The sequence below is a fragment of the Dactylosporangium sp. NPDC051541 genome, assembly GCF_044454505.1.
Lineage (GTDB): Bacteria > Actinomycetota > Actinomycetes > Mycobacteriales > Micromonosporaceae > Dactylosporangium.
Genome location: NZ_JBITDU010000001.1, coordinates 447,741 through 462,464 on the forward strand (window position 1 = coordinate 447,741; position 14,724 = coordinate 462,464).

The 14,724-nt window shown below is 67.5% G+C and carries 10 protein-coding genes and 1 tRNA gene; 9 read left to right on the forward strand and 2 right to left on the reverse strand.

What is annotated here, in order from left to right; all coding sequences use genetic code 11:
• Positions 1–4 precede the first annotated feature (4 nt).
• A complete protein-coding gene (locus ACIA8L_RS02050) occupies positions 5–1,198 on the reverse strand; it encodes an amino acid deaminase/aldolase (RefSeq protein WP_395899463.1) in 1,194 nt (397 codons plus the stop codon).
• Positions 1,199–1,382: 184 nt separating this feature from the next.
• Between ACIA8L_RS02050 and tmk the strand changes: the two genes are divergently transcribed.
• The 5 genes from tmk to ACIA8L_RS02075 all read left to right on the forward strand — a co-directional run bounded on the left by tmk (position 1,383) and on the right by ACIA8L_RS02075 (position 6,306).
• A complete protein-coding gene (gene tmk, locus ACIA8L_RS02055; RefSeq protein ID WP_395901673.1) occupies positions 1,383–3,473 on the forward strand; it encodes a dTMP kinase in 2,091 nt (696 codons plus the stop codon).
• Positions 3,470–4,669 (forward strand): DNA polymerase III subunit delta', encoded by a 1,200-nt coding sequence (locus ACIA8L_RS02060; protein WP_395899465.1) that lies wholly within the window; start codon positions 3,470–3,472, stop codon positions 4,667–4,669. Before tmk ends, ACIA8L_RS02060 begins: the two co-directional genes overlap by 4 nt.
• Before the next feature lie 192 nt (positions 4,670–4,861).
• Complete coding sequence (locus tag ACIA8L_RS02065) at positions 4,862–5,182, forward strand: YbaB/EbfC family nucleoid-associated protein (protein WP_395899467.1); 321 nt, start codon at positions 4,862–4,864, stop codon at positions 5,180–5,182.
• Positions 5,182–5,463 carry a hypothetical protein gene (locus tag ACIA8L_RS02070; protein WP_395899469.1) on the forward strand — a complete coding sequence of 94 codons (282 nt, stop codon included), beginning with the start codon at positions 5,182–5,184 and terminating at the stop codon, positions 5,461–5,463. Before ACIA8L_RS02065 ends, ACIA8L_RS02070 begins: the two co-directional genes overlap by 1 nt.
• A 171-nt stretch (positions 5,464–5,634) precedes the next feature.
• Positions 5,635–6,306, forward strand: a complete 672-nt coding sequence (locus ACIA8L_RS02075) for a WXG100 family type VII secretion target (RefSeq protein WP_395899471.1) — start codon at positions 5,635–5,637, stop codon at positions 6,304–6,306.
• Positions 6,307–6,611: 305 nt separating this feature from the next.
• Here ACIA8L_RS02075 and ACIA8L_RS02080 read toward each other — a convergent pair whose 3' ends face one another.
• Entirely contained in the window at positions 6,612–8,228 is a 1,617-nt protein-coding gene (locus ACIA8L_RS02080) for a metallophosphoesterase family protein (protein WP_395899473.1), read from the reverse strand.
• Positions 8,229–8,515: 287 nt separating this feature from the next.
• On the opposite strand from ACIA8L_RS02080, the gene ACIA8L_RS02085 reads away from it, so the two are divergent.
• The 4 genes from ACIA8L_RS02085 to ACIA8L_RS02100 all read left to right on the forward strand — a co-directional run bounded on the left by ACIA8L_RS02085 (position 8,516) and on the right by ACIA8L_RS02100 (position 14,706).
• Positions 8,516–8,588: transfer RNA gene (locus ACIA8L_RS02085), tRNA-Thr, on the forward strand.
• A gap of 790 nt (positions 8,589–9,378) precedes the next feature.
• Complete coding sequence (locus ACIA8L_RS02090) at positions 9,379–11,463, forward strand: N-6 DNA methylase (protein WP_395899475.1); 2,085 nt, start codon at positions 9,379–9,381, stop codon at positions 11,461–11,463.
• 73 nt (positions 11,464–11,536) lie between these two features.
• Positions 11,537–13,507: an N-6 DNA methylase gene (locus tag ACIA8L_RS02095; RefSeq protein WP_395899478.1), complete on the forward strand. Its 1,971-nt coding sequence runs from the start codon at positions 11,537–11,539 to the stop codon at positions 13,505–13,507.
• Positions 13,504–14,706 (forward strand): hypothetical protein, encoded by a 1,203-nt coding sequence (locus tag ACIA8L_RS02100; RefSeq protein WP_395899480.1) that lies wholly within the window; start codon positions 13,504–13,506, stop codon positions 14,704–14,706. Before ACIA8L_RS02095 ends, ACIA8L_RS02100 begins: the two co-directional genes overlap by 4 nt.
• Positions 14,707–14,724: the final 18 nt, after the last annotated feature.

Sequence of the window (14,724 nt, forward strand, 5' to 3'; positions counted from 1 at the left end):
CGGGTCACAGGAAGGCTCGGCCCTCGCCGCGGTACGTCGGGACGGTCTCGACGATCCGGTCGCCCCGCACCAGGTGGATCTCGTTGACGCGTTCGCACAGCTCGCCGGCCTTCGAGTGGCGGAAGTACACCCGGTCGCCGGCCTTCAAGCCGCGCGTGCCCGGGCCGACCAGCGGCGTCTGCACCTCGCCGGCCCCCTCGGTGGTGATCAGCTTCAGGCCTTCCGGCAGCCACGGCAGCGGCTGGCGGGTCGGTGCCGTCTCGCCGGAGGCGATCCAGCCGCCGCCGAGCGCGGTCACGGTGGCGTCATTGGGGCGGCGCACGACGGACAGCGCGAACATCGCGGCCGGTTGCGGACGCCAGTTGCGGTACCCATCGAAAAGCCATGGTCCGAAAAGGCCGGAACCGGCGGCGACCTCGGTGACCGACGGATCAGCGGCCGTCGCGGCGACGCTGCCGGTCCCGCCGCCGTTGACGAACTCCAGGTCGGCGTGGCGGCGCACCTCGGCGACCACCGCGGAGCGGCGGGCCAGCAGCTCCGGCATCGAGCGCGCCTGGATGGCCCGGATCAGCGCGCCCCGGACCGGGCGGCCGGGCGGTGCGTCACCCAGCCCGGCGATCTGCGCCTCGTAGGACATCACGCCGACCACGCGGAACCCGGGCCGCTCGGCGATCGCGGCGGCCAGCTCGCCGGCCTGCCGCGGGCTGTGGACGGGGGAGCGGCGCACGCCGATGTGGACCTTGGACATCGGGCGCCAGGAGGCGTCGAGGTCGATGCAGACCCGCACGGTGACCTTGTCGTTGCTCGGGACGAGATCGAGCTGCTCGAGGCTGTCGACCATGATCGTGATCGTCGCGGCCAGCTTCTCGTCCGTCGCCAGGCGGTGCAGCGCCGCACGATCGGCCGTGGGGTAGGCGACCAGGATGTCGTCGGCCGTGCCCTGCTCCGCCAGCCAGACGGCCTCCGCCAGGGTGAACGCCATGATGCCGTGCCAGCCCGGCCGGGCCAGGGTGCGGTCGATCAGCGCGCGGACGCGGATTGACTTGCTCGGCACCCGCAGCGGCTTGCCGGCGGCCTTGGCGACCAGGGCGTCGCTGTTGGCGTCGAAGGCATCGAGGTCCACGATCGCGAACGGCGGATCGAGGTCGGCGGTGGCCCGGTTGTAGCGGGTCCACAAGGCGGAACGGTCGCTTGGCACGTTGGTCACGGTAACCGGCGGTCGATGAATGCGAAAGAACCTCGGGTTTTCAAACTTGTCAGAGGCGACCTGTAGCGTGAGACCGGAATATCAAGGAGGTGCCGCCATCGCCAGCAGTGATCTCTCCGGGTTCGGGGAGCTTCAGGCCGTGCTTCGCATCCGGCCCTTCCGCCGGCTGTGGGCGGTGCTCGGCCTCTCCTCCCTCGGCGACTGGCTCGGCCTCCTCGCCGCCTCCACGTTCGCCGCCGCGCAGGTCTCCGACCCGGCCGCACAGGGCGTGGCGTTCGGCTCCGTCATCGCCGTTCGCCTGCTGCCCGCGCTGATCCTCGGCCCCGTGGCCGGCGTGTTCGCCGACCGGTTCGACCGGCGGCTCACGATGGTCGTCTGCGACCTGCTGCGCTTCCTGTTCTTCGCCTCCATCCCGGCCGCCGCGCTGGTGCTCGACGACAGCGCCCTGATCATCACCTGGACCGCGATCGCGACCTTCGTGATCGAGACGGTGGCGATGATCTGGACCCCGGCGAAGGAGGCATCGGTCCCCAACCTGCTGCCCCGGGCCCGCCTGGAGACCGCCAACCAGCTCACCCTGGCCACGACCTACGGCATCACCCCGGTCGCCGCCGCGCTGGTCCTCATCGCGCTGCAGTGGCTGGTGACGGCGGTCTTCGGCGACGACGCCCCGGCCGGCGCGCAGCCGAGCAACATCGCGCTCTGGTTCAACGCGCTGACGTTCCTGGCCACCGCGGCCACCGTGTTCTTCGGCATCCGCGAGATCAGCGGCCGGCGCACCGCGGGCGTCGAGCGCAAGCCCAGCATGATCCAGGAGTTCACGCAGGGCTGGGCCTTCGTCAGCCGGACCCCGCTGGTCCGCGGCCTGGTCCTGGGCATCTTCGGCGCCTTCGCCGGCGGCGGCGTCGTGGTCGGCACGGCCAAGTTCTACGCGCAGTCCCTCGGCGCCGGCACGTCCGCGTTCGCCCTACTCTTCGCCGTGCTGTTCCTCGGGCTCGGCGCCGGCATCGCGGCCGGGCCCAAGCTCGTCGGCGCCCTGTCCCGCCGCCGCTGGTTCGGCCTGTCGATCATCCTGGCCGCCGGCTCCGTGCTCATCCTCGCCCTGGCCGGCCACCTGGCGATCGCCGTGGGCGGCGCGCTGCTGGTCGGCGTCGGCGCCGGCATGGCGTTCCTGTCCGGCACCACGCTGCTGGGCGGCGAGGTCGCCGACGACATGCGCGGCCGCGCGTTCGCCTTCGTGCAGATGGGCACCCGCGTGGTGCTCATGCTGACCATCTCGCTGTCCAGCGTCATCGTCGGCCTCGGCGGCACCCGCACGATCAACCTGGGCTTCATCGCGTTCGACGTCTCCAGCACCCGCCCCCTGCTGGCCGTCGCCGGCGTCTTCGGCGTGTTCGCCGGGGTGTTCGCCCTGCGCCAGATGGACGACAAGCCGGGCGTCCCGCTCCTGCCCGACCTGCTCGGCTCCATCCGCGGCCGCCCGCTCAGCGTCGCCGACCCCAAGTCCGCGCACGGCCTGTTCATCGTGTTCGAGGGCGGCGAGGGCGCGGGCAAGTCGACCCAGGTCAAGCGCCTCGCCGACGAGCTGCGGGCGATCGGCCGCGAGGTCGTCGTCACCCACGAGCCGGGCGCCACCCCGATCGGCCGGCGCATCCGCAGCCTGGTCCTCGATCCGCCCGGCGAGGGCGGCGACGTGGTCACGCCCAAGGCCGAGGCCCTGCTCTACGCGGCCGACCGCGCGCACCACGTCGCGTCGGTGGTCCGCCCGGCCCTGGCCCGCGGCTCGGTGGTGATCAGCGACCGCTACGTCGACTCGTCGCTGGCCTACCAGGGCGCAGGCCGCACCCTGCCCGTCGACGAGGTGTCGTGGCTGTCGAAGTGGGCGACCGGCGGCCTCAAGCCCGACCTCGTCGTGCTGCTGGACCTCGACCCGTCGGCCGGCCTGGCCCGGGCCGGGAAGCGCGGCCCGGTCGACCGGCTGGAGAGCGAGTCGCTGGCCTTCCACGAGCGGGTCCGCTACGCGTTCCTGGACCTGGCCTCGGCCGACCCGAGCCGCTACCTGGTCCTCGACGCGACCAACGAGATCGACGCGCTGGCGGAGGGCGTGCTGCAGCGGGTCCGCCACCTGATCCCGGAGGACGAGTCCTCCATCGAAACCGTCCTGCACGACGCCGCCGAGGTCGCCGCCCACCTGACCGGCGAACCCGACCCGGACGAACCGGCCTCCGACGTTCCCAACCCTTCCGATAAGGGGTCGCGGGTATGACGCCGCCGATCTTTGACGAGCTCGTCGGGCAGGCCGATGCCGTGGCGACGCTGTCGCGGGCGGTGGCGGCGGCCGGCGCGATCGTGCGGGGCGACGCGCCGGACGCGGGCGCACAGCAGGCGATGACGCATGCGTGGCTGTTCACCGGGCCGCCGGGCTCCGGGCGGTCGGTGGCGGCCCGGACGTTCGCGGCCGCGCTGCAGTGCCCCAACGGCGGGTGCGGGACGTGCCAGGCCTGCCACACGGCGCTCACCGGCACGCACGCCGACGTCCGGTTCGTGGTGCCCGAGGGCCTGTCGATCGCCGTCGGCGAGATGCGCGCCCTGGTGCTGCGGGCCGCCAGCGCCCCGACACAGGGCCGCTGGCAGGTGCTGCTCGTCGAGGACGCCGACCGCCTGACCGAGGCGGCCGGCAACGCGCTGCTGAAGGCCGTCGAGGAGCCCCCGGCCCGCACGGTGTTCCTGCTGTGCACGCCGAGCACCCACCCCGACGACATCTCCGTCACGATCCGCTCCCGCTGCCGGGTCGTCCCCCTTCGCCAGCCCCCCGCCGACGCCATCGCCGCCGTCCTGAGCCGCCGCGACGGCATCGACGCCGAGACCGCCGCCTGGGCCGCCGCCGCGGCCCAGGGCCACGTCGGCCGGGCCCGCCGCCTGGCCCGCGACCCGCAGGCCCGGACCCGGCGGGACGCCGTGCTGGCCGTCCCGCGCCGGCTGACCGGCATCGGCGCCGCCTTCGACGCCGCCAGCGCCCTGATCGAAGCGGCCGAGGCCGAGGCCGCCGCCTCCGTGGCCGAGGTCGACGCCAAGGAACGCTCCGCGCTGGAGACCGCCCTCGGCGCCGGCGGCACCGGCAAGGGCGCCGCGAGCGCCGTCCGCGGCTCCGCCGGCCAGCTCAAAGACCTGGAGCGCCGGCAGAAGTCCCGAGCCACCCGGGCCCAGCGCGACTCCCTGGACCGGGCCCTGATCGACCTGGCCGGCTTCTACCGCGACGTGATAGCCCACGCCTTCAACGCCGACGTGGCCCCCGTCCACGGCGACGTCGACGAACTGGCCACCGCCGCGGCCGAGAAGTGGACCCCGGAGAGCACCCTGCGCCGGCTGGAAGCCATCCTGGAGTGCCGCGTCGCCATCGAGGCCAACGTCAAGCCCCGCATCGCCGTGGAAGCCATGATGCTCTCCCTGTGGCGCGGCTGACCTTCTCGACGCCCGCTCCTCTCCCACCTGAACTTTTCGCGCCCTTGGTGGTGCTTTTCCGCTGGCCGGCGTTGCGTTGATCGGAATGGCGACGGTCGATGAAGTCGTCGTGTCCGGCGGAGTTATCCACAGGCGCGAGGTTGGGGTTCCGTCGGGGTGTTGTGGTGTCCTACTGTCGGCCGGGGAGGTCGGATGGGGCGCGAGATCGATGGGGACTGGATCGAGGAGGCGGTTGAGCGGTACCGCCGGATCGAGGCGCTGCAGGCTCGGTTCGACAAGGCGATCAAGACCGTCGAGGTGACTGTGCGCTCGGCTGACGGGCTCGTGGAGGTGCTGGTCACCGCCGACGGGACGATCCGCGACGTTCGCATCCACGGGACGCTGGAAAACCGGAGCAGTGAAGGGGTTGGGCGGGCCGTGCGGGAAGCGGTCACCGCGGCTGCGGAGGCTGCGGTCTGGGCTCGCAAGAAATTGCAGGCGGAAACGTTCGGCGATTATCGGACGCTCCAATGATGCGGCTCGAGGAACTCGCGCAGCGGCTCGAGGTGGCCGGGGATCAGCTGGCCCGGGCCGGCGCGACGATCAGCGTCATCGACCCCGGGGCTCGGGCGCTCGGAGCCGACTTCGACGGGGCGCTCGGGGCGGCCGGGCGGGAGCTGCATCGGGTGCTGGCCATGGCGTTGAGCGCCCGGGGGCGGGAGACCGTGGCGCACGGCGGGCGGCTGGCGGAGACCGGGCAGGCGCTGCGGCGGGCTGCGGCTTCGTATCGCGCGGTCGATGAAGAGGCCTCATGACGACGGCGAATCCGGTGCTCATCGGCGGCGTCGGGCCGGCTGCGAGAAAGGGTGGCCGGGCGGCCGTGGTGGGTGGTGGCTCTATGACGTGGCTCGTGCGGAGGGCGGTTGTGGCCGGTGGGCTCGACCGGCTGGCCGCGTCGGGTGCGGCGTCGGTGCGGTGGGTGCATCGTGACTGACGTGCTTGACCGGCTGGTCGTGCCCGGGGAAGACCTGCTGCGGCGGGTGGATCGGCTGCTCGCCGGGGGTGGGATTCCGGCTGGGAGCGAGGTCGTCGGGCTGCTGGAGCGGGTCGGAGTGCTGCCCGGCGAGGTGCTCGAATACGGGCTGCGGCTTGATGTCGGGGCTCTACGGGAAGCGGCTCGGGAGCTGGCCGAGGTCGGGGAGCGGTTCCGGGGGCTGCCGGAAAGGCTGTCGGCCGACATCGACGACAGTGGGTGGGAAGGGAGCGGGGCGGCGGCGTTTCAAGGTGTTTGGGGGGCGTTGGCCGCGCACATCGGGGACGGGGACAGTGCCGACAGCATCGTTGGGCGGATTGATGCGACCTCGGCCTACCTCGAAGCGGTCGCGGACTGGGCCGGTGGGTTTCGATACGAGCTGGCCGAGGCCATCGCTCGGGTCATCTCCTCCGCTGAGGCCGTCACCGTCGTCACGGCTGAACACGAGGGCGGTGGGGTTGAGGCGGCGGTTCGGATTGCCGAGCGGGTGTTGCGTACCGCGGCCGACGGGCTTGGCCTTGCCGATGGGTTGCAGCGGCAGTGGGAGGAGCGGCTCGGGGAGATGCAGTTCCGGCCGGCGCAGTCGCCGCCCGGGGCCGGCGGAGTGACCCGGGTCGCCCTTTGAGCATCGGCTGGCGTTGCGGCTCGAAGGCCCGATAAGGCAAGTAGGCGAGCCCGCCCGGTTTACGGCCTGGAACCGCGACTCCACCCGCACTATCGGCACGCCCAGGCCGGCCGCTGCCTTGCCCTGCACCATGCCCCGGCCGCGTACGTCGAGCCGAGACAGGAAGCCGGGCGGGCAGGGAAACCGGTCCCGCCCAGGCGCCCGCGACCGGCCGCCCGGCGGCGTGCTCTTCACGACGATCGTGAAGTCGGCGCCGGGAACGAGCATGAGCACGGCCGCGAACGCCAGGAATTACAGGTACCCATTCATCGTATTTCAATCGGATCGTCGATCAGGTGCACATCCATGGGGCAGCCCGGTTCGAACCACGGTGCGCCCGGAGCGGCCTCCGGATTGGCGTGCCAGTGGCGGCCGATGTGGCGAATGCCCAGCGGATAGATTGTCAGCGAACCGTCCGGCTTGAAATGCAGGCGCAGGAAACCCTTGTAGCCCGTGATGCCCTGACCCGCGAAGAGTTCATTGAGGTTCACGTCGAACTTGGCCGCGATGAGCAGATACAGCGCGAACAGTTCACCGGCCGCGACCGCCGACAATGGCAGGTACAGGACGATCGAGACGAGCAGCGGCAACGGCCAGGCCAGGTCCACGAACGGCAGGTTCAGCCAGGCCCACGTGCCGAGCGTCGCCAATCCCACGAACGCCACGCCGTGCAACAGGCCCAGTATCCAATGGCGGGGCCTTCGCTGACCCGCCGCTCTCGGCATCGCGAGCAGGCAGGTGCCGAGCAGATCGATGACCACCATCAGGATCGCCGGCACCGTGACCAGGCGCTGCTCCACCCCCGACACCACGCGGTCGGCGGCGTTGACGAACGCGAGCATCGTCAAGGTCTGCAACAGGCCCAGCAGGCCGAGGAACATCGGATTGCGCCACGGCAGGCGCCAGAACACCCCGAGGGCCAGACCGCGGGACTGGTTCTTCGTCGGGAAAGTGCGTTTCAGGGTGTACTGTTTTGAAGGCGACGCATTGCGGACGAGCGAACGCACCGGCGGTACCGAAATCTGATCCGGCAATTCATGCGTTGGATAGAGATATGCTCCGCCGCCACCCGAAGTGATGAGCTCACGGCCCGGCCGGGAATAGCGCGCGTAATGGTGCAGGTCACCGGAGATCAGGAGCGGGACCTGAGCGCCGGTCGGGTCGATGATGGTGCGGATGAAATAGTCGAGGCTGTCATACGCCTTGCGGTCGTCGGTCGCCTCCACCCAACTCGGCGACGGCGGGCAGATGATGACTTTGTCGCCGGGGCCGAGACGCGCCGCGACCGCGCGGAAATAGCGCAGCTGCGGATCGTCGATATACGCGCCCGCCTGCACGTCCAGGCCGAGCAGCCACCACCGGTTCGGCAGTTCGACCGCGAAGTACGACCGCGACTGCCGCGTTTTCCAACCGCCGACGGCGCCCTCGTCACCGCGGACGAACAGCCGCAGAAACGCGGTGAGCCCGTCATACCAGTCGTGGTTGCCCGGCACCGCGTAGAGCCGGGCCGGCGGGCCCTCAGCGGGGATCTCCGGCATCGCGGCGCGGAACGGACCCTTGAACCGGTCCTCGTACTGCTGCCCGCTCGCCGTCGGATAGACCTGATCGCCGCCGAGGACCAGCACCTCGCCCCGCGGCAGCGGCCGGCCGTCGACGGTCAGGCTCGGCTGCGCCAGGAGGTACGCCACCGAATAGGTGGCGTTGAAACCGTCCCCGGTGTCGGCCGCGTAGTCCACCCACAGCTCGCCGTCGTCGGGCCACTCGTCGCCGGTGACCTCGCCGGAGTAGCCGGGGCCCTCCCGCAGGATGCGCGGGGAGAGGGCGTTCTGCAGCTCCCGCTTGTCGAGGTAGGCCCCGAACAGGTCGGCCAGCAGCACCCGCACCGCCGTCCCGCTGAGCAGCACCGGGCTCAGCCACGGCACCGCCCGCCGCGGCGTGAAACCCATCTGATCCGGGTCCAGCGCGGTCGGGCGCCCGTTGAGCGGGACGGGCCGGGCTTCGTCGTCCTCCTGCGGGATCGGCAGCAGGGGCTCGCCCGGCTCCGCGGTGAGCTCCCCCGGCGCGGGCGGCATATCGTCGGGCATCACGGGCAGGACGCTACCCGGGTCGGGCAGAACGGGGAATCCCCTCGCACACACCCCCGGGGCGTGCCGTACACTTGGGAACCGTTGCCGCCTTAGCTCAGTCGGCAGAGCGATTCACTCGTAATGAATAGGTCAACGGTTCGATTCCGTTAGGCGGCTCTGGCAACCGGACGCCCCTCCACCCCAGGTGGAGGGGCATATTTCGTGATCTTCTATATTGACCGTCCGGCATTTACGATCTTGGGTTCGACCAGTTAAAGTGCATCATCAGTTGCATAACGGCACCCATCGATGTTGCGATACTGGACTGATTGCTGACTTCGCGATGGGCTCCGAGCTGTCCGAGGATCTGAGACGTCTGGGGCGAGCGCCGGCTTGGCGATGGAATGCTGGTTGGCGACCTTCGCTGGCGTGTCGAGTTGACGCCGCGCCACTGGCAGCCCGGCCAACTCGCCGTCGCCGCCCACGCCATGAGCCTCAGCTCCCGGGACAATCATGCCAGTGACAAACTCGTTCGGCGTTCGCGCTCGACAGTGCCTCGAACCCGGTACCGCTTCGACGCGGGCTCCGTGCCGCTCCTGTTGTCAACGGTTTGGGTCAGCTCAGCGGCCTCGGCGAAGCTGGATTTCCCCCTGAGCTGTTGCGCCCGGTCGCAATGATTTGCCCCGGGGGCGCGAACCAGATTGAGCATCGCGGCCGGCCCGATACCACGGAGCCTGGTCACGCCGACGCCGGTAGGGGGAGGCCCAGATCGGCTCGGGCAATTCGGTATCAGCCGGCGGCTGTGGCCGTAGCGGCGGCGTGACGCCGAGGACGACGGTGAGTTCGTCTTCGCGACCATCAACTGTGAATAGCGTTAACCAATGCTGTCGACCTAGTGTTCAAAGCTGTGTATGGTGACCCACCAAGACTTGTGAACGGAGGCAGCGCGGTGGCGGGTCGAGTAGAGGTGACCTCGGCTGACATTGCCCGGATCTCTGGAGTCAAGCCCACCGCGGTCAGCAACTGGCGGCGTCGACACAACGACTTTCCCAAGCCGGTGGCGGGCACCGACCGTAGCCCTCGATTCGATCTCGCGCAGGTAGAGTCCTGGCTAAAAAGTCAGGGCAGGAACAAGTCGATCTCGAGCAACGAGCGCCTCTGGCAGGCATTCGACTCCGTCCGCGGAGCCGTGCCACCGGAGGAAGCACTCGCCGCCGTTGGCATGATTCTGTTGCACCAGCAAAAACATGGCCGCTCCGAGCAATCCGAGCTCACCCGCCTCATGGCACAGGCTGGTCGGACGTTCGTCGATGTGGTGGGCGTGGACCTTGCTGGCCATGTACCGGAAACGGACACCGCCGGCCTCGTCACCCTGCTCGACACGGCCGTTCACGCCGTTCGCGACAGCGCCAACGACGTGAATGCTGCCTCGGAGGTCTTCGAACTGCTCTGCACCCGCTTCCTCGACACGGTCGGCCGTGCAGGCTTCACGGCCACCCCGCCCGAGCTCGCTGACCTGCTGGTGCAACTCGCTGGCGGGGCCACCGGCGCACTGCTGGACCCGACCTGCGGCAGCGGCACCATTCTGCTGGCTGCAGCTGGCCACGGCTATCGACGGGTTCTGGGCCAGGACATCAACCCCGCGATCGCCCGGATCGCGGCGTTACGCCTCGCCCTACGCGACTCGACCGCGCGCCCGGCGAGCTTCACCGTTCGCGACGCAGATTCGCTGCGCCACCCGGCGACATCCGATGACCAGATCACCGCGGTCGTCTCGACTCCCCCGTTCGCTGACCGCAACTGGGGTTATGAGGATCTCGCATACAGCCTCACCTGGGAATACGGTGTTCCCCCCAAATTGGAGCCCGAGCTGGCCTGGGTGCAGCACGCCCTGAACCGGGTCACTCCTAGTGGCGCGGTCGTCCTTCTCATGCCGCCGGGCGCGGCATCCCGCCCCTCGGGGCGCCGCATTCGCCGCGAGCTGCTCACCCGGGGTGCGCTCCGCGCGATCATCTCGCTGCCGCCCGGCCTCGCCGCGCATTACTCGCTTGCACTGCAGATCTGGGTCCTGTACCGCCCCGAGCAGGACACGACCGCAGCTCGCGTCCTGCTCGTCGACACCGACGGCGAGATTAGCGGCGGCAAGCCAGCGGCGATCTGGGCCCAGGTTCACGCCGTCGTCGTCGGAAGCTGGCAGCGATTCCGCACCGATCCGGACAACTTCGCCGAACGTCCCGGAATCGCCCGCGCGGTGCCGCTGGCGGACCTCCTCGACGAGGAAGTCGACCTCACGCCAAGACGCGCACTTCCACTGCCGCCACCGCCCGCCGTCACCGACGACGAACTGATCGCCACCCGAGATCAACTCGTCGGGCTTCTGTCCGCCCTCGGGGACACCCTGCCCGGCGCGATCCGATCACCTCAGGTGAACACGGAACCTGTACGGACGATGACCCTCAACGAACTGGCCAAGACCGGAGCGGTGTTCATCCGCAGAACACCGACCCCGAGCCCGGACAGAACAAGCGACGCACCCACAAAGGAGGGACGGATCGTCACCGGTGACGACCTTTTGGCCGGAAAACCTCCGACTAAGGTGGGTGACGTCAACGCGGACGAGGTCCGCAACCCGCCGATCCGAGCCGGCGACGTGCTGGCACCGCTCGTCGCGCGCCGCGTTACGGCCCGCGTCGCCACCGCCGAGGACGTCGGCGCCTATCCCTCTTCCACGGTGTACGTGGTGCGGACCGACCCAACAGTGCTGGACCCTTGGTATTTAGCTGGCTACCTGTCCAGCAGCGACGGGGAGAGACAGGCCGAGCGGATGGGCAGCAGCCTCGGCGGCCATCTGCGGGTCGACCTGCGTCGGGTGCGGATTCCGCTTGTACCGATCGAGACGCAACGGGCGTATGGACAACTGTTCCAGGAACTCGCGGAGTTCACCCGGCACCTGCGTGCCACCCACGACCTCGGGATGGAGTTAGCCAGCAACTCCATCGACGCCATCGCCTCGAGCCTCACCGTCGCCGGAGAGCCGCCACCCGAGCCGTAACACCTGGTAGAACGAGACGGTTCAACCCCTTGAACGCGCCGCATGCCCGCCAGACATGATCGAGAGGACACCGGTGAGCGAGACCACGCCGAAGAACCTGGCGAACCTCATCTGGAAGGTCGCGGACCTGCTGCGAGGTGACTACAAGCGCGCCGACTACGGCAAGGTCATCCTGCCCTTCACCGTTCTCCGACGCCTGGAGTGTGTGCTGGAACCGACCAGAGAAGAGGTGCGGGCGGAGCTGACCAAGTGGAAGGACCCGACCCCGTTCCTCCCCAAGGCTGCGGGGTACAGCTTCTACAACACTACCGAGCACACCCTCACCTCGATTGCCGGCGCCCCGGACGACGCCGCGAAGAACCTGATGGGCTACATCAACGGCTTCTCCGAGAACGCCCGCGAAGTGTTCGAGCGGTACAAATTCGCCGAGCAGGTCGCCACGCTCGCCGATGCAAAGCTGCTGCACCTGGTCGTCTCCCGGTTCGCGGACTTTCCGCTGTACCCGAGCAAGGTCTCCAATCACGACATGGGCTACGCCTTCGAGGAGCTGATCCGGAAGTTTGCCGAGGAGTCCAACGAGACCGCCGGTGAGCACTTCACTCCCCGCGAGGTCATCAAGCTCATGGCCGGCCTGCTCATCGCGCCGGACCTCGGAGATCTCAAGGTGTCCGGCGCGTCCCGCCGCATCTATGACCCCGCCTGTGGCACCGGCGGCATGCTCACGGCGGCCGACGAGTTCATCCTCGAGCACAACACCAAAGCCAAGGTCTACTCGTTCGGGCAAGAGCTCAACCCGGAGTCCTGGGCCATCTGTCGCTCCGACCTGATGATCAAAAATCAGGAAGTTAACAACATCAAGCTCGGTAATTCCTTCAGCGACGATCAGCTCAAACACATGAAGTTCGACTACATGCTCTCCAACCCGCCGTTCGGCGTGGAGTGGAAGAAAGTTCAGCAGGATGTCCGAGACGAGCACCTGGACCGTGGCTTCGAGGGCCGCTTCGGCGCCGGCCTGCCCCGGATCAACGACGGCTCGCTGCTCTTCCTTCAACACATGATCGACAAGATGCGGCCAGTCAGCGAGGGCGGCTGTCGTCTGGCGATCGTCTTCAACGGCTCACCGCTCTTCACCGGCGCCGCTGGGTCCGGCGAGTCGGAAATCCGCCGATGGATTTTGGAGAATGACTGGCTGGAGGCAATCGTCGCTTTGCCCGATCAGCTCTTCTACAACACCGGTATCTCCACGTACTTCTGGATCCTCACTAACCGCAAGTCTGCCGCGCACAAGGGCAAGGTCATGCTGATCGACGCCCGGGAGTCGTGGGTCAAGATGCGTAAGTCTCTCGGCGACAAGCGCAAGATGATTAGCGAATCGCAGGTCGAGGACATCATGCGGATGTACGCGGATGCGTCGACCATCGCCGCCGATCCTGCGCACCCGCTGCGTGTCAAGGTGAAGGTCTTCGACAACCGCGACTTCGGCTATCACCGCATCACCGTCGAGCGTCCACTCAAACTGCGTTTCGAGATAAATGAAGAGACCTTAACTCTGGTGAGGCACTCAAAGGTAATAGAAAACCTAGTCGGATCCGAAGCGCTGGTAAGTGCGCTGAAGCCGCTGGTCGGCTCGGTCTGGTGGACCAAGAAGGAAGCATGGGACGCCCTGCGAACGAGTATGTCTGAGGCTGGCGTGGACTGGCCTAACGGCGTGCCGTTCCAAAAGGCGCTCCGCGAGGTCATTGGCGCACGGGATCCTGAAGGCGAAGTGCAACTCGCTAAGGGGGCACCTGAGCCGGATCCGGAACTGCGCGATAGTGAGAACGTGCCGCTGGACGAGGACATCGACGCCTACGTTCGGCGCGAGATCTTGCCGCATGTCTCAGACGCCTGGGTCGACTACGACAAGACCAAGGTGGGCTACGAAATCCCGTTCACGAGACATTTTTATACATACAAGCCGCCAAGGTCATTGGTTGATATTGATGCCGAGATTAAGGCAGTAGAGGCCGAAATTCGAAGTCTCCTCAATGCGGTGATCAAATGATCGACAGGTCAACTCTGGCGCAAGGCTGGACTATTTTGCCGTTGCGAAGAGTTTTGCAAAAGCAGAAGCGCCCCATAAGCGTCTCGGATGATGTTGTCACAGCCTATCGGGACGGTGTCGTGACTCTAAGGTCGTACAGAAGGGAAGATGGATACACTTTTTCTGATCTTGAGCAGGGGTACCAAGGGGTCCGGAAAGGTGATCTTGTCTTTCATGCGCTCGATGGGTTCGCTGGAGCCGTGGGAGTGGCGGACGCTGATGGGAAGTGCAGCCCGGTCTATCATGTATGCACGCCGCTAAGAGATGGAGACACGCGTTATATAGCATATGTTTTGCGCGCTATGGGCTCATCTGGATTTTTAGCTTTACAGGCTGGTGCCGTTCGCCAACGTTCTGTCGATTTTCGGACCTGGGAAACGTTTGCGCGCCTGCCGATTTTGTTCCCTCCTTCAGGCGAGCAGAAGCGAATCTCCGATTTTTTGGATGACGAGACCGCGCGAATCGGGCTCCTTGAAGCGTCCTTGCGCAAACAGCGAGAGCTATTAATGGAACGCGAATCAGCGTCTTTGCGGTTGAGCGTGGCGGGTGCCCGATTGGACGCAGGTGGAATTGCCTCTGGCGTGCCATGGATTCCGGCAATGCATCCGCAGGCCAGAGTAGTGCGTCTGATTCGAATCTTGCAGCTACAGCGAGGTGTGGATCTGGCGGAGAGTGAGCGACAGGCGGGCGAGGTTGTAGTGGTAACGACTGCCGGAGTCGTGGGAACCCATAATGTTGCTATCGACAGCGGTCCTGGAGTTGTGGTAGGTAGGTACGGGTCTGCTGGTAGTGTTCATTGGATCCCCGGCAAATACTGGCCACACAACACAACGCTCTATGTGCGCAGTTTCAACGGTAATGATCGACGGTACTGTTACCACTTGCTTCGGTCTCTGCCGTATGAAATGGAGCAAGCGCGGTCGGCGATCCCCGGTATTAATAGGAACGACCTGCATCGGCAGCCAGCCATACTACTGCCTCTCGACATCCAAAAAATGGTCTCCGCTCGACTGGACGAGGAGCAGGTAGACTTCGATCTTTCACGTCGGCGGATACGTAGAATCGAAAAACTAATTGCGGAACGGCGACTGGCGCTGATCACGGCGGCTGTAACAGGGCAGATCGACGCAACAACCGTTCGGGGGGTGGACGTGTCGTGAAAGCGAGTCCAACCGCGC

Bases quoted from the DNA above. Each gene is read 5' to 3' on its own strand.
- ACIA8L_RS02060 (WP_395899465.1), top strand. From the start codon at position 3,470: ATGACGCCGCCGATCTTTGACGAGCTCGTCGGGCAGGCCGATGCCGTG.
- ACIA8L_RS02065 (WP_395899467.1), top strand. From the start codon at position 4,862: ATGGGGCGCGAGATCGATGGGGACTGGATCGAGGAGGCGGTTGAGCGG.
- ACIA8L_RS02070 (WP_395899469.1), top strand. From the start codon at position 5,182: ATGCGGCTCGAGGAACTCGCGCAGCGGCTCGAGGTGGCCGGGGATCAG.
- ACIA8L_RS02100 (WP_395899480.1), top strand. From the start codon at position 13,504: ATGATCGACAGGTCAACTCTGGCGCAAGGCTGGACTATTTTGCCGTTG.